Source organism: Pedobacter sp. GW460-11-11-14-TSB4 (assembly GCF_059423705.1).
In genome coordinates, this window is sequence record NZ_JBWKYI010000002.1 from 96,499 (window position 1) to 112,348 (window position 15,850).

A 15,850-nucleotide genomic window follows, 5' to 3' on the forward strand; every position below is an offset into this window, starting at 1 on the left:
CCATTGAACTAATATGTTTCACTATCAGGCGGAATGCCATAGTCAATAAATTTCTTTTCTTTTTTCTCTTTCTTTTTACCCAACCAACTCTTTACAGAATTAAAAATTGCTGACAAATGTTCTGCGTCAAGCGATTTACCAATTTTTCCTGAAACCAGACCTACAGCTGCTTTGGTTAAAAAACCGGCACCTCTAAAAAGGGTTTTATTCATAAACATGGGCAAAAGCAAGGACATAGCGGTTCCGCTTATATTTAATTTTTCGTCGGCTTTAAACAGGTTACTTGGTGTAGCATACCTTTTTATCAGTGCGCCCAAGGTAAATTGTTTAAAATAAGCTTTCGTATCCGATTTAAGCATATTTTGCTTAAGCGTATATTCAACCTTCAGTTCTAATTTTCTAGCCTGCAGGTCTTCTAGATTTCGGATGTCTTTATACCTTTTCATCTTCCTCCTTATCTGCAAGTTTATCAAAGTATTTTCTAATGGCTACATTAATAATGGCCTTTTCGATATACTTATCCTTAGTTAAATAAACAATTATTGCCAATAGGATATAGAACAAAGATACGCAGCCAAAGCCTCCGGCATAGCTACCTAAAAGATCAGACAGATAAAGTGCCAAAGTTACCGAGCCAAATAAAAAGGCCAATATAAAACAAACAATAACTGCCGTACTGGTTACCAGATCGGCAAATACTTTAGAGACTTTTTCTACCAGGTAAAGCCTCGTATACTCCACTCTGGCCTCTAGAAAGCCTTTAGCATCGTCTACAAGATCTTCGATACTTTTATCTTTATTTTCCTGCATAATTCAGATGATATTTAACCGGGCAATTGCCCGGCTATGCAATATTTTATTTATTACGCGTGTTCAACGTCGTCACTATATTCTTCTTCTACGCTTCTTAATTTTGTTTTAATTGAGCTTACCACTTTATCTTTTAAGCTGGCAAGATGGTTAATTTCATCAGCAGCTTTATCTTTGATAGAGTCGCCCAGGTCTTTTAGAGATTGGCTTAATTTATCGCGGGTTTCATCACCTTTATCTGGTGCGAACAAAATTCCTAGCGCCGCACCAGCAGCTAATCCTGCTAAAAGCGCAACTACAACTTTTGAGTTATCATTCATAATTAATGTATTTTAAGGGTTTAACAATTATGTACAATATAAAACTACTACATTATTTATTGTTAAGCTATATTTATAACTCCGTATGCTCATTATTTGTTTTAATTCTTTCCAATCTTTCTGATGCAAGCGTACTGGTTTCGTAAATCTTAACAAGCAATATAAAATAAGATAATAGCAGGGGACCAAAAACAAGGCCCAATATTCCAAATAAAGGGATACCAATAATTACGCCAATTACGGTAATTATGGGGTGAATATTGCCAACTTTTTTTGCGATGATAAACCTGAGCACATTGTCAATATTGATGATGACTACAAAACCAAAAATAAGCATGGCCCAGCCAGCAAAATTATTCCCGTTCGCAATCTGTAAAATCGCAGCCGGAACAAAAACAACTGGTGGCCCCAAAACAGGCACAAAAGAAATAAATGTTGTAATTACGCCCCAAAACACGGGATCTTTATAACCCAGCACATAAAAAGAAAGACTTAAAAGCGAACCCTGAACGAGGCAGATCAGTCCCTGGCCCAACACATTTGCATAAGTTGTATTCCTCATTTCATCGCCAAAACGGAGGGCGTTCTGTTCTCTGAAAGGCGCATATTTAATCAATGAAAATTCGAATTTTTTCCGCTCAATTAACATAAAGTAGAGTAAAAAGTACATCACCAATAAACTTAATACAATATTTACTGCACTCGATATTAAGGATGGAAAAAGCTGAGTGGCCCAATTCCCCAAACGGTTTAATCCTTCCTGAATAACATCCTGATTAATTTTAACCGGAATAAGGTGTTGTAGTTTAACCAATAGATTCCTGAAAAAGACTTCATTGTTCCTCAATTCAGAAATTTTGCTGATAACCATACTGCTTAATGCATAAAAAGGCATTACAATGAGTATGATAGAGATGGTGATCAGAAAAATAGCCGTTACTCTTTTATTCCACCCCTTATTTTCGGCCAAATGGATATAGGCTGGCCGCATGATGGTATAAAGCACCAAAGTGCTTAAAATGGCGCTAAAAATACTCTGCAAAGAATATGCAATTAACACCCCGAGTGCAATAATAATGACGAGGTTAATGTTATTGCGTTGCTTATAAGAGAATACTGACATATTTAGATAATAAGGCTATTCTTTAAATGTTAAAATGCCCCCTTTTGTTTTGTTGATTTAAAATTTATGTTCCATTATCGATCCTAAATTTAATTTTATTATAAAGTGTTTTTCTGTCGATGTTTAAGATTTTGGCTGCCTTGGTTTTATTGAAATTAACCTCTTTTAGCACTTCTAAAATAGCATTATATTCGGCCTCTTTAGCTGCATTCCGTAAATGAAGTGATTTTTCATGATGTGATTTTGGAGGCAAAAGAAGGGCTTTTTTTTCATACTGAGTGCTACGGTGATCAATCATTCCGAACTCTAAGGGTAAAACATGGGGTTCTATGCAATCTCCATCGGTTAATAAAGCAACCCGCCTGATTACATTTTTCAACTCACGTACATTACCTGGCCAAGGGTTGGCCAATAAACATTTCTTTACCTCATCAGAAAAGCCTTTAATCTTTTTATTCAGTTCCTGGTTTGCTATGGACAGGAAGCGCTCAGCGAATAGGAGTATGTCATTGCCCCGGTGTTTCAATGATGGAACATGTATAGAAAATTCATTAAAGCGGTGATATAAATCTTCCCTAAATGTACCCTTTTGAATGCCTTCTTCTAAATTTTCATTGGTGGCTACAATAAGCCGCACATCCAGATCAATCTCCTTTGTACTACCAATCCGCTTTATTTTCCGCTCCTGAACTGCCCTGAGTAAAATAGCCTGAATTTCGTATGATAAATTACTGACCTCATCAAGAAATAATGTTCCGCCATTTGCCTGTTCAAAGTGTCCTATTTTAGTAAAAAGTGCACCAGTGAATGATCCTTTTTCATGCCCGAAAAATTCGCTTGCGGCGAGCTCCTTCGTTAAAGAACCACAATCCATGGCAACAAAGCTGCCCGCACTGCGTAAACTATTCCTATGAATGGCCTTAGCCACACATTCTTTTCCTGTGCCACTTTTCCCGGTTAAAATAATGCTGTAATTTGTTTGGGCAACAACATTAATTTGCGCTAAAAGATTTAATGAAACTTTACTCTTACCTTCAATATACTGAGGCTGGTTAAAAAAATCAGTTGCTTCGATTTTGTTCCCGGTACTTTTATGTTTTTTTAAAAGTTGCTGCGCTTCAAGCGCTTTGTTAATCGTATTTAATATCTCATCAGGATATAATGGCTTAACAATATAATCATAAGCCCCCAGTTTTATGAGTTCAACAGCAAGTTTAACATCCGAATATCCGGTAATAATAATAACGCCTGTTGCCGGATGACTTTCGCTTATATATTTTAAAATTTCTTTACCATCTGTATCATCAAGACGGTAATCGCAGAGAACCAGGTCGAACTTTTCCTTATTTAGAATTTCTAATGCAGTACTTCCGGTGGTTGTATGTAGTACATCAAAACCACTTTTCGTTAAAAATTTAGAAAGTAATAAGCCAATATTTATTTCATCATCAATTATAAGTATCTTGTTTTTCATTAATAGGATTTTTAGCCCTAAAAAGAACCCCGAATAATTTAGTGGGATGAATCAAAATGATTGAGATTAAGCATTTTAGATTATGCATAATTACTTAAAAAATATTGAACTTAAAAACATTTTACACATTTAATTAGTACAACGATAGAATTAATACTACAAATCTATTATTTACCTGTAAAAATTGCTTTTCTCTTTTCCACAAATGCCGTTACACCTTCCTTAAAATCGGCGGTTTCGAAACATTTGCCAAATTCTTCAATTTCGGTAGCATAACCATTGGTATTATTTATTGATGCAATCACCGATTTTATTGCTGCTGAAATAGCCAAAGGTGCACGCTGCTTAATCACATTCAGCATTTCTTCAGCCTTGCCAATGAGGTCTGCCTGTGGAACAACAACATTTACCAGGCCTATTTTTTCTGCATCGGTAGCGGTAATCATATTTGCGGTAGTAATCATTTCTATGGCTTTACCCTTTCCAACCAATTGCGTAAGGCGCTGGGTGCCACCATAACCGGGAATTAAGCCTAAAGTAACTTCCGGCAAACCTAATTTCGCGTTATCTGATGCAATGCGTATGTGGCAGGCCATTGCCAACTCCAGTCCTCCGCCTAAAGCAAATCCATTAATTGCTGCGATAAATGGTTTTGAAGAATTTTCAATGGCATTAAAAACCAGCTCATGACCGCGTTTTGCCAATTCTTCTCCCTGTTTGCCACTATAATCAGAAAACTCTTTAATATCGGCCCCTGCAACAAATGCCTTTTCACCTGCTCCGGTTAAAATAACACCTCTTACTTCATCTGTTCTACCTGCAAAAGCAATTACATCCGCCAGTTCAGCCAAAGTATCTTTATTTAAAGCATTCAGTGCTTTTTCGCGGTTAATGGTAACGTATAAAATGTTTTCTTTTATTTCTGAGATTAAATTCTGGTATGCCATAGCTTAAAAATTTCTGTTTTCTGTAACCCAATTCTGTATATATTCTACAATACTGGCCATGGTTGTACCTGGAGGAAATAGTTCTCCAACCCCCATACCTGCCAGTTTTAGCCGATCTGCTTCCGGAATAATCCCTCCGCCGGTTAACAACACATCATCTAACTGTTTTTCTTTCATAAAGTGAATAATCTTTGGAAAAACCGTCATGTGTGCGCCCGATAGGATAGAAATCCCAATGGCATCAACATCCTCTTGAAGCGCTGTGTTTACCACCATTTCGGGTGTTTGGCGCAGGCCGGTATAAATTACTTCCATGCCGGCATCTCGTAAGGAAGTTGCGATTACTTTGGCTCCCCTGTCGTGACCATCTAATCCAACCTTAGCCACTAAAACGCGTATAGGCCGATTTAATACTTTGCTCATATTGAATATTAAGTTGACGTAAATGTATTGATTTTGATTCTCAAATTAATCATTAACTAAAACAAGTAGAATTAGACTAATCTTTTTACATTTGCATTCCTAATTTACAGGTTTTTATGAGTGAAGAGAAGTCATTGAACTTTATTGAAGAAATTGTTGAGAACGACTTAAATAGTGGTAAGTATGAAACTTTGGTTACGCGTTTCCCGCCGGAACCTAATGGTTATTTACACATTGGCCACGCGAAAGCAATATGCTTAAATTTCGGACTAACACAAAAATACGGCGGCTATACCAACCTGCGTTTTGACGATACCAATCCGGTAACTGAAAAAACAGAATATGTAAACAGCCAGCAAGAAGATATCAGATGGTTGGGTTTTAACTGGAAAAATGAATTATACGCCTCAGATTATTTTGATGAGCTGTATGGTTTTGCCGTTAAACTGATCGAAAAAGGTTTGGCTTATGTTGATGAAAGTTCTGCAGATGAAATTGCAGCTTTAAAAGGCACGCCAACAGAACCAGGACAGGACAGCCCATTCCGTAGCCGCAGCATCGAAGAAAATTTAGACATTTTCACAAAAATGAAAAATGGCGAGTTTGCCGATGGCGCATATATTCTGAGAGCAAAAATCGACATGGCCAGTCCAAATATGTTAATGCGCGATCCGATTATTTATCGCATTAAACATGCCGAGCATCACCGTACAGGCAACAAATGGTGCATTTACCCGATGTATGATTTTGCGCACGGACAAAGTGATAGTATCGAAAACATCACCCATTCGATATGTACTCTGGAATATGTTTCGCACCGCGAACTTTACGATTGGTTTATCGAAAAATTAGAGATTTTCCCTTCAAAACAATATGAATTCGCCCGTTTAAACCTGACCAGCACGGTAATGAGTAAACGCAAGCTATTGCAACTGGTTAACGAAAATTTAGTAAACGGGTGGGATGACCCACGTATGCCTACAATCAGCGGTTTACGCAGAAGAGGTTTTACACCAAAGAGCATCCGCGAGTTTTGCGAACGTATCGGCATCGCCAAACGCGAAAATTTAATTGAGCTGAGTCTGTTAGAATTTTGTATCCGCGAAGATTTAAATAAAACGGCTAACCGCGTAATGGCGGTTTTAGATCCGATTAAACTGGTGATTACGAATTACGAAAAAGGAACAGAAGATTTAATCGGCGAAAACAATCCGGAAGCTGAAGATGGCGGAGGTACACGTGTAATCCCTTTCAGCAATGAACTTTGGATCGAGCGTGAAGATTTTATGGAAGTACCGGCAAAAAAATGGTTCCGTTTGGCACCTGGTGCAATGGTACGCCTAAAATTTGCCTACATTGTGAAATGCGAAGATTTTGTGAAAGATGAAAACGGAAACGTTACTGAAATCCGTTGTACTTACATCCCGGAATCGAAAAGCGGGAATGATACCAGCGGTATAAATGTTAAAGGGACGATCCATTGGGTAAGCGCCCTGCATGCCAAAACTGCTGAAATCCGTTTGTACGACCGTTTGTTTACTTCTGAAACACCAGATGCTGAGGAAGGCGATTTTAAAGATTACTTAAATCCTGAAAGTTTAACGGTTTTACCTAACGTTTACATCGAACCGGCATTGGCAGACGCCGATTTAGAAAGCCGTTATCAGTTTATCCGTAAAGGTTATTTCTGTTTAGATAAAGATTCTACTGCAGATAAATTGGTTTTTAACCGCACAGTTACCTTAAAAGATACTTTTAAGAAACCGAATTAGGTTTAGCCATTTTGGCCACAGATATGCACAGATGAACACGGATTTTAGTGTTTATCTGTGCTTTTTTTTATTAGGTGGTCAACCGATTAATTGTTTGAATTGGTTAACTGGCTTCAACCGTCCAGCTTTTGGAAGGGTTGGTATATTTGTTTGTCCCATGACTTCGGACCTCTGTCCTTTGACTTTCGGACTTATTTACGCTAGCCGCCAAACGCCCTTCACTTAATACTTCGCATAAACATTATAAAGCACCAGAATATCCACAGGCGTTAAAGTCGGTGTAATATCACTCTGGATAAAATGGATTTTAAACGCCGTGATGGCTGCAGGGAGATTACTGGTATCGTAACCAATGTATTTTAAGGCCATTTCGGTATTAAAATCTACCGGTGGGTTCTTCAGCACATCATCATACCAATAACCAAAACCTTTATCAGCCAGTTTTTTCCAGGGAAAGTTTTTTGGATCGTTTTTACGTTTAGGGGCAATGTCGGCATGACCGATAAAATTTGCCGTAGGGATGCCATAGGTTTTCTTTAAAGTGGCCAATAGCTTTATCAAACTATTTATTTGTGCATCAGGCCACGGATCTGTTAAGCCGTTATTATCCAGCTCGATACCAATTGATGAGGAATTTAAATCGGTATCTTTTCCCCATTTACTTACACCAGCATGGTTTGCCCGTAAATAATCGTTCACCATATGCACTACTTTACCATCGCGGCTAATCACATAATGCGCACTGGTACCTGCTTTAGTGGAGAAAAATGTTTTTATCGTTTGCGCCAGACTATCCTGCGCAGTATGATGGATCACCACAAAATTTGGTTTACGTATCCCAAAATTTACAGAACCAATCCATTCCTGATTTGTTGCTCCTGATGAATCGTAAAGTTGACCAACCGGTGGCGTGGTGTTGATTATTTTCGAAAAATCTTTTGCCTTTTCCTTATATATTTTTTCTGTTGCGGCATATTTGCTGCTTCCGCAGGCAGATAAAATAAGTACAAGAGAAAAAGCGGAAATAGATAATGATTTTGATGACCTGGAAAATAACATGGCATGAATTGTTAGCGAGTTGAAGTTACAAAGTTATGTTAAACTTCACCCAATGCATCAAACTTTATACAAAGCTTTCAAAATTTACTAATTTAGCAGCCATATACTTTGATATGAAGAATTTATACAAATCAACACTGTTTTTATCGGCAGTAGCTATTTCAGCAGGCGTCTTATCGTCTTGTACCGGCAACAATAAATCTAAAGGTGAAAATGCTGTGGTGGTACAAAAAGATAGCTTAACCAATTATGTTGCGCAAAGATTGCCCATTTACGAAAAGGTAAAATTAACCACCAATATAAACGAATTAAGTGTTAACGACCGTAAAATTCTGCCTTTATTAATTCAGGCCGCAGAAATTATGGATCAGCTCTATTGGAAACAAGCCTACCCCCAAAGAGATAGTTTGCTGGCCACGATTAAAGACGAAAAAACACGCGATTTTGTTAATATCAATTATGGTCCCTGGGATAGATTAAATAACGATAAACCTTTTGTTGAAGGTGTTGGTGCCAAACCAGAAGGCGCATCCTTTTATCCATACGGCATTACAAAAGAAGCAATAGAGAAATCAGACCTTGCCGATAAATTTGGCGCATATTCTGTTGTTCAAAAAGACAGCACAGGCAAACTATCAACTGTACCTTACCATGTATTATTTGCTTCAGAATTACAAAAGGCAAGTTCATTATTAAAACAAGCCGCATTAATTGCTGAAGATGCAGGTTTAAAAAAATATTTAAACTTACGGGCCGATGCTTTAGTTACCGATAATTTTACCGCAAGTGATTATGCCTGGTTAGATATGAAAACCAATGGTTTGGATATTATTATTGGCCCGATTGAAAATTACGAGGATAAACTGTTTAATGCCCGTACCAGTTACGAAGCTTATGTTTTAATCAAAGATAAAGAGTGGAGTAAACGTTTGGCCAAGTATGTAAAAATGCTTCCTGAATTACAGAAAAACCTGCCTGTAGCAGCAAAATACAAAACCGAAACCCCTGGAACTGATTCTGAGTTAAATGCTTATGATGTGGTTTATTATGCAGGAGATTGTAATGCCGGATCGAAAACCATTGCCGTTAATCTTCCCAACGACGAAAAAATCCAGCAGGAAAAAGGTACACGCCGCTCGCAGTTAAAAAATGCGATGCAAGCGAAATTTGATAAAATCCTGGTACCGATTTCAAAAGAATTAATTGAAGCCGACCAGCAGCAATACATTAAATTCGATGCTTTTTTTGCAAACGTCATGTTTCACGAAGTAGCACATGGTTTAGGCATTAAAAAAACCATTACCGGGAAAGGTTTTGTACGTGCAGCATTAAAAGAGCAGTACAGCTGGCTGGAAGAAGGCAAAGCCGATATTTTAGGTTTATATATGGTAACCGGTTTACTTAAAAAAGGGGAGTTAAAGGGCGACATAAAGGATTATTATACCACGTTTATGGCTGGCATTTTACGTTCAGTTCGCTTTGGCGTTTCTGAGGCACATGGAAAAGCCAATATGCAGTGCTTTAATTATTTCCAGGAAAAAGGTGCTTTTGAGCGTACAGCTAAAGGTACTTACAAAGTAAACTTCGAAAAATTTGCTACTGCAATGAATGATTTAAGTGCATTCATTCTTACCCTTCAAGGTAATGGAGATAAAGTTGCGGTAGAAAAAGCACAAAAAGAAAAAGCGATTATCCACGCAGAACTTCAAACAGATCTGGACCGCTTAACCAAAAAGAATATTCCGGTTGATGTTGTTTTCGAACAAGGTGTTGATGTACTTGGGGTAAAGTAAAATATTCTTATAATAGAAATTTAAGGCCATAGATGCGCGGGTGTAAACTTGTTTGTCTGTGGCCTTTTTGCGTTGTTGGTTCATTAGTCATTGGCTCATTTGTGTGACTGGGTTAATTGATTAAGTTCCTTTAAAAATCTTTCCCTCCGCTATAAAAGAAAAATCGTCATTTCTATTTATAAGGTAAAATCCTCAAGGTTAGGGCTGAAGAGGGAATTAAACGCCTAAACTTCTGACATCGGACCTCCGACTTCGGACTTTTTAAAAATCCTTGTAACCTTTTTAAAAAACGGTCGTCTTACTGATAACTAAACAATGGAAACCTTTCGTTTCCGGCTAAACTTTAAAATAAGCAAGCAATTAAATTGAAAGCGCATGCACATGCGGTATGGAAATCTTTTTGCCCATTTTTTTAAGAATAAATACCTAAAAATGAAAACATTTTACAGAATATCGCTGATCCTTACGCTCCTTTTTACCGCCGCATTGGGTTTCGCGCAAACAAACCCTAAAGCAAACATTAGCGGGATCATTTTAGATGAAGCCAAAAAACCAGCAGATTATGTTACCGTTGTCCTATTTAAAGCACCCGATTCGAGCGTGGTTAAAACAGCATTTACTGATCCAAACGGCGCCTTTAATTTTAATGTTTCGGCTAAGGGGAGCTATTATTATAAAGCCAGTAACATGGGTTATAAAACGCTTAAAAGTAAAACCATCGTTTTAACAGAAGATAATCAAAAGGTAGATTTCGGAACGGCACAACTCAGCGCAAGCACTCAAAACCTAAAAGAGGTGAATGTAGCAGTAACTAAACCCTTAATCGAAAGAAAAATGGATAAGATCGTGATGAACGTTTCCAATAGTTCGATTATGACCGGTTCTACTGCGCTGGAGGTTTTGCAAAAAGCACCAGGCGTAACTGTAGATCAGAACGATAAGATTTCGATGATGGGCAAACAAGGTGTTTTAATTCAGCTGGATGGAAAACAGACTTACATGAGCAGTGCCGATGTGGCCAACCTGCTCCGCAATATGCAGAGCTCAGAGATTGAGAGCATCGAACTGATTACCAACCCTTCTTCAAAATATGATGCTTCTGGCAACTCGGGGATTATCAATATTAAAACGAAGAAAAATAAAAACGGCGGAACCAATGGCAGTGTTAGTGCAACGGCAGGTTACGGCAAAAACTTTAGGGGAAATGCCGGTTTAAACCTAAACCATAGAACACAAAAACTGAATCTTTTCGGTAACTACAATTACGGAAGAAATGAGCGCGACAACCTTATTGCCATCGATCGTATTTCGAACGGAACACCCGATACCTATTTTACGCAGGTGGGCACCAGTCATAGAAAACAGCAAAACAATAACTTTAAAGCAGGTATAGATTACTTTATTGATAAAAAGAATACGATTGGTCTTTTAGTAAACGGCTACTTTAACCACGGAAATGAAACTTCAGTAAACAATACATTAATTGGTCCATCTTTTACAAAAGTAGATTCGAGCCTGATCACCAACTCATTACAGGCAAATAAATACAATAATATTTCTTATAACTTAAATTATAAATCTGTTCTGGATACGGCGGGTTCGGAAATCTCGGCAGATGTAGATTATTCCAAATACAAAGGAAACGATGGTTCTAATTATGAAAACGATTACCGGTTTCAAAATGGAGACAGAATCCGCCCGATCAGGTATACCCGGAATAATACCCCATCGATCATTGATATCAAAGCCTTTAAAATCGATTATAATGTTTCGTTAAGCAAAACGGTTAAACTCGAAGCCGGGGTGAAAAGTAGCTGGGTTAAAACAGATAATGATCTTCAGGCAGAAGAATTTGTAAGTAATGTTTGGCAAAACGATGTAAAACGAAGCAATCAGTTTGTATACGATGAAAATGTAAATGCGGCTTATACCAATATCAACAAACAGTTTAAAAATACCAGCGTACAGGTTGGCCTAAGGGTTGAGCAAACCAATTCGAAAGGAAATCTGATTACCAAAAACACTGTGGTGGAACGAAATTACTGGGATTTCTTTCCAACATTGTTTGTTCAGCAAACGCTTTCGAAAAACAATCAGCTAGGTTTTTCTTATAGCAGAAGGATAGACCGCCCAAGTTACGATGCTTTAAATCCCTTTATTTATTATTTGGACGAATTTACCTATAGCAAAGGAAATCCTTTTTTAAATCCGCAGTATACGCATAATTTCGAGTTGAGTTATACGCTATTACAAAAATACATGCTCTCGATAGGCTATAGCAGGGTTAATGATGTTATTGCAGAGGTAATTTTGCCCGACGCAGCAAATCAATCGTTATATCAAACCAATGCCAACATTGCCACCAACATTAGCTACAATGCCAATTTAAATGTGCCTGTTCAGATTACGAAATGGTGGCAGACCAATAACAACTTAAATGTTTTTTACCTCAGTTTCGAAGCGCCAGATCTGGCCGGAAGTGCTTTAAAAACCGGAAAAACATCTTTCCAGTTTAAATCACAGCAAACGTTTACCATTATGGATGGTTTTACGGCAGAAATAAATGGCAGTTACGAATCGCCGCTTGATTATGGTACCTTAAGTTTAAAAGCCCGTTATTATGTTGATGCAGGTTTAAGCAAATCGTTATTTAAGAAAAAAGCAAGTTTGAAGCTGGCCCTATCAGATGTATTTAATATCTCTGAAAACAATTTATCAAGCGCCTATCCAGGCTTAACCTATACGGTGCATCAAAAAAATGAAACCCGCATTGGCAGGATCAGCTTTACTTATCGTTTTGGTAAAAATGAAATCAAACCGGCCCGTCGCCGCGCAACAGGTACTGAAGCAGAGCAAGGCAGGATGAAAAATTAACATTCAACCCTTTCAATTAAGAAAACCCGATCAACATTATGCTGGTCGGGTTTTCTGTTTTCTGTATATTTAAACTGGAAACCCTGAACAAAATGTCTGTCGAGAAAATCTCCAAACCAACCGCGAATTTAACAGCGGCTGCCTTTATTGAAAAATTAAGTACTTACCAATCTAACATAGAATTGGAAAAGATTTCCCGTTATTTTAAAACTGAGGATGGTGAATACGGGGAGGGAGACCAGTTTATTGGTGTTCGGATGGGACAGGTTTTCGAGGTGGCCAGGGCTTTTGTGGCCATGCCTATCCGGGAAATAGAAAAGCTTTTGGAAAGTCCGTTTCATGAACACCGGGCTGGTGCAGTAAGCATAATGGATTTTAGGGCAAGGGATAAAAAAACAAGTGAAGATGTAAAGAAAGCCCTTTTTGAACTTTACCTTAACCGGCACGACCGGATTAACAATTGGGACCTGGTAGATCGTGCCGCATGTTTTGTAGTGGGCAGTTATTTATTTGATAAAGCAAAGGATATTTTGTACCAATTAGCCGTTTCTGACAATATGTGGAAACGCCGGACGGCAATGGTAAGTACCTCTTACTTTATCCGCAAAGGCGATCTGACCGATACTTTTGGCATTGCAGAAATCCTTTTAAATGATCGCGAAGACTTAATTCAGAAAGCAGTTGGCGGTTGGATCAGGCAGGCGGGCACAAAAAACAAAGTTCAGTTAATGGCTTTTTTAGAAAAACATGGCGCAACAATGCCGCGTACCATGCTGCGTTACGCCATAGAACATTTTGACAAAAGTGACCGTGAGTATTATTTGAACCTGAAAAAGATAGATTAGAACTTATATTCCATTACATAATCATCCATAAAGTAACCTTCACCTATATCTAGCTTTACCGATTCTTTAATGGTAAAGCCTCCTTTTAGGTAAAAATCTTTGGCTTTATTATGCTTGTTCACATTCAATTGTAAAGCACTTCCCCCCGCATCTTTCACCTGGTTAAAAACCTCGTTAATTAAAATTTTTCCGACCCCTTTGCCATGTGCTGATGGAAGCACATAAAGTTTGTGCAATTTGTAAATGCGTTCTTCGTGTCCAACAATAGAGTAACCTGCAAAACCGAACTGATTTTCGCCCTCCTCTGCAATCAGGAAAATATGCCCTTCCATAAATTGTTTCAGCAGCTCCCCTTTGTTGTACATTTTATCGAGCATGTAATCTATCTGTGCCTGCCCGATAATATCGAGGTAGGTTGATGGCCAGGTTGCCGCAGCAATATCCCTGATGATTTCTATATCTTCTTCTTTTGCTTTTCTAAGGGTAATCATATAGGTTCACTAATAAAAATTGGTTGTCCTGAAAAGGTAAATTCTACAAAGCCATCTTTAACCACGGTAAAAATTTCATCTTCATTCTGCGCGAGGTTTGTTACTTCGATATATTGGTTGCCGTGAATCAGGAATTCACTTCCGGCAGGTTTCCACACCGAGAATCCCGATTTTATGGCATAATGTTTTGCCCTTTCGGTAAACACCACCAGGTTGATTTTGTCTTCAAATCCTGCAAATTTCTCCAGATCGAATTTTTTGGCGATTACATTTACAGCAGGATACCGCTCTTCATACAAATAATTAATAGCCACCATTAATGCATCAACAGGTCCCTGAATAACTTTTGTATCCTCTTGCGTTTCCTGTCCGTTTCCATTTACCAGAACATCAACCTTTAAACCTAAAGAAAATATTTTATCGTAATTTTCTCCGTTAACCAGAAGCGTAGGGCTCCATTCGAGCAGCTGCCCTAAAAGCTCTTCGTTAAAATTACCAAGCTCATCGATGTATAAAGCCGGCTCCTGTTTTTCTTTTACAATATGGTGTGAAGACATACTGCGAATATAGAAATTTCGCTTTAAGTACAGTATAGGAAGAATCAGCAAGGGGTAAAATGATTAACGGTTGTACGGATATTCATTTACCCAATGAAAGCTCCTGTTTATGAGTCTAAAATCTTTAAGGTCTTTCCGCTTAAAGCTCACCGAAATAGAATCTTTCCCTTTAAGTCCGGAAATAAGCAGTTTATCTTTGCCGACAACACTATAGGTTAAAATATATTGAGCAGCTTCTTTATCCTGAGAATTTAACACGAGCGTTTTCTTTTTTGCATTAAAAACGGTGGCAAAATTAAAGATACTATCGTTCATTGTTTTTACGCGTGCGTAACCGGCGTAATTAATAATCATCTGTTTCCAGCGTGTGCTGTCAGTGGTTAGCGGAGGCAGGGTTTTGCCTTTAAAACTCACGCTTTCTACATTATAAATGCCATACATAAATGGCTTTGGCGCATTGCTGCCATAGGTTTTGCTTTGCGCAATCAACGTTGATAATAGGAAAAGCATTGATGCAGCGATAACCAGGTATTTACCCGTATAGGCCACCATAAAGAGCCATCGTTTTTTATAAACAGGACGATGCATTTTTTCGAGCTGCTGGTTTTCATACCTGACAAAAAACCGGTATAACTTTAAAAAATGTGGGGCTAAAATAAACAGGCACATCACCACCAGCGCGGTTGACAGTTGCTTTACCGGCACATCGAAAAAATAATTCATGGCCATTACATGTACAGTTGCCGCAAGCGATAGAAATGCACCAATAATCACAGTTCTGCGGAACAACAATAAAATAGCAGAAACTTCGATAATCCCCATAAAAACATTGTAACCTTTAGAAAACCCGAGGAATGTCCAGGCGAGGCCCATTGGTGAGGCTTGGCCAAAAGGCTGTAGCAGGCGGAATAAAGATGGATCGGGAAATTGAAGCTTGATTACTTTTATGGCCCCATACATCACCAGGGTAAACGCCAGATAAAAACGTACGAGTACGATGAGCCAGTAATAAGCGGTATGGTAGCTTTTGCGTTTGCGGTCAAATACCGACCAGATAAAACAACCAACAACTGAAATTAAAAACATAAATACCAGTAATACCCAATCGTACGAGGTATCGCCACTGCCGTTGGTGTAAATTTTAAAGTCGTAATTGTAATGAAGAACATGCTGAGAAAACCACGGAATTAAATCATGTAATACCAGTGTAGGGTATTTGATTACATAATAGAAGAATGGAAAAGCGCCGTTGTTGTTCAGGATAATGAAAAGAGACAACAACAGGAAAAAGAACCTGAAGGATATTTTTTTATAAATGTTCCAGGGTGTATTGGTTTGAAGAGCGTTTTCTGACATATTAGT

The 15,850-nt window shown here is 38.2% G+C and carries 15 protein-coding genes; 4 read left to right on the forward strand and 11 right to left on the reverse strand.

From position 1 onward, the window contains the following. Positions 1-8: 8 nt before the first annotated feature. The 7 genes from AC07YT_RS03390 to AC07YT_RS03420 form a co-directional block, all read right to left on the reverse strand. Complete coding sequence (locus AC07YT_RS03390; RefSeq protein ID WP_086548258.1) at positions 9-446, reverse strand: hypothetical protein; 438 nt, start codon at positions 444-446, stop codon at positions 9-11. Further along, positions 433-810, reverse strand: coding sequence for a phage holin family protein (locus AC07YT_RS03395; RefSeq protein WP_086548259.1), 378 nt, complete (start codon positions 808-810; stop codon positions 433-435). The genes AC07YT_RS03390 and AC07YT_RS03395 overlap by 14 nt, the downstream gene beginning before the upstream one ends. 53 nt (positions 811-863) lie before the next feature. Next, positions 864-1,130, reverse strand: a complete 267-nt coding sequence (locus AC07YT_RS03400; RefSeq protein WP_057930800.1) for a YtxH domain-containing protein — start codon at positions 1,128-1,130, stop codon at positions 864-866. 73 nt (positions 1,131-1,203) lie between these two features. Next, a complete protein-coding gene (locus AC07YT_RS03405) occupies positions 1,204-2,253 on the reverse strand; it encodes an AI-2E family transporter (protein WP_086548260.1) in 1,050 nt (349 codons plus the stop codon). 64 nt (positions 2,254-2,317) lie between these two features. Then, the gene (locus AC07YT_RS03410) at positions 2,318-3,727 is read right to left on the reverse strand and encodes a sigma-54-dependent transcriptional regulator (RefSeq protein WP_086548261.1); all 1,410 of its coding nucleotides are present in this window, start codon (positions 3,725-3,727) and stop codon (positions 2,318-2,320) included. Positions 3,728-3,894: 167 nt separating this feature from the next. Then, positions 3,895-4,674 carry an enoyl-CoA hydratase/isomerase family protein gene (locus AC07YT_RS03415; RefSeq protein WP_086548262.1) on the reverse strand — a complete coding sequence of 260 codons (780 nt, stop codon included), beginning with the start codon at positions 4,672-4,674 and terminating at the stop codon, positions 3,895-3,897. A 3-nt stretch (positions 4,675-4,677) separates the two neighbouring features. Next, positions 4,678-5,097: a cobalamin B12-binding domain-containing protein gene (locus AC07YT_RS03420; protein ID WP_086548263.1), complete on the reverse strand. Its 420-nt coding sequence runs from the start codon at positions 5,095-5,097 to the stop codon at positions 4,678-4,680. Between the two features lie 116 nt (positions 5,098-5,213). On the opposite strand from AC07YT_RS03420, the gene AC07YT_RS03425 reads away from it, so the two are divergent. Next, positions 5,214-6,869, forward strand: a complete 1,656-nt coding sequence (locus AC07YT_RS03425; protein ID WP_086548264.1) for a glutamine--tRNA ligase/YqeY domain fusion protein — start codon at positions 5,214-5,216, stop codon at positions 6,867-6,869. Positions 6,870-7,091: 222 nt separating this feature from the next. Here AC07YT_RS03425 and AC07YT_RS03430 read toward each other — a convergent pair whose 3' ends face one another. Continuing rightward, on the reverse strand, positions 7,092-7,928 hold the full coding sequence (locus AC07YT_RS03430; protein WP_086548265.1) for an N-acetylmuramoyl-L-alanine amidase: 837 nt from the start codon (positions 7,926-7,928) through the stop codon (positions 7,092-7,094). A 113-nt stretch (positions 7,929-8,041) separates the two neighbouring features. Here AC07YT_RS03430 and AC07YT_RS03435 point away from each other — a divergent pair, with 113 nt between their 5' ends. From AC07YT_RS03435 to AC07YT_RS03445, 3 genes are all read left to right on the forward strand, one after another. Beyond that, positions 8,042-9,721, forward strand: coding sequence for a DUF8614 domain-containing protein (locus AC07YT_RS03435; RefSeq protein ID WP_086548266.1), 1,680 nt, complete (start codon positions 8,042-8,044; stop codon positions 9,719-9,721). Between the two features lie 432 nt (positions 9,722-10,153). Further along, positions 10,154-12,595 (forward strand): outer membrane beta-barrel protein, encoded by a 2,442-nt coding sequence (locus AC07YT_RS03440; RefSeq protein WP_494945165.1) that lies wholly within the window; start codon positions 10,154-10,156, stop codon positions 12,593-12,595. Between the two features lie 92 nt (positions 12,596-12,687). Beyond that, entirely contained in the window at positions 12,688-13,440 is a 753-nt protein-coding gene (locus AC07YT_RS03445; protein ID WP_086548268.1) for a DNA alkylation repair protein, read from the forward strand. Here the strand turns inward: AC07YT_RS03445 and AC07YT_RS03450 are convergent. The 3 genes from AC07YT_RS03450 to AC07YT_RS03460 form a co-directional block, all read right to left on the reverse strand. Next, on the reverse strand, positions 13,437-13,931 hold the full coding sequence (locus tag AC07YT_RS03450) for a GNAT family N-acetyltransferase (RefSeq protein WP_086548269.1): 495 nt from the start codon (positions 13,929-13,931) through the stop codon (positions 13,437-13,439). The two genes, AC07YT_RS03445 and AC07YT_RS03450, sit on opposite strands and share 4 nt — an antisense overlap. Then, positions 13,928-14,488 (reverse strand): thiamine pyrophosphokinase, encoded by a 561-nt coding sequence (locus AC07YT_RS03455; protein WP_086548270.1) that lies wholly within the window; start codon positions 14,486-14,488, stop codon positions 13,928-13,930. Before AC07YT_RS03455 ends, AC07YT_RS03450 begins: the two co-directional genes overlap by 4 nt. Before the next feature lie 63 nt (positions 14,489-14,551). Beyond that, positions 14,552-15,844 (reverse strand): hypothetical protein, encoded by a 1,293-nt coding sequence (locus tag AC07YT_RS03460; RefSeq protein ID WP_086548271.1) that lies wholly within the window; start codon positions 15,842-15,844, stop codon positions 14,552-14,554. Positions 15,845-15,850 lie beyond the last annotated feature (6 nt).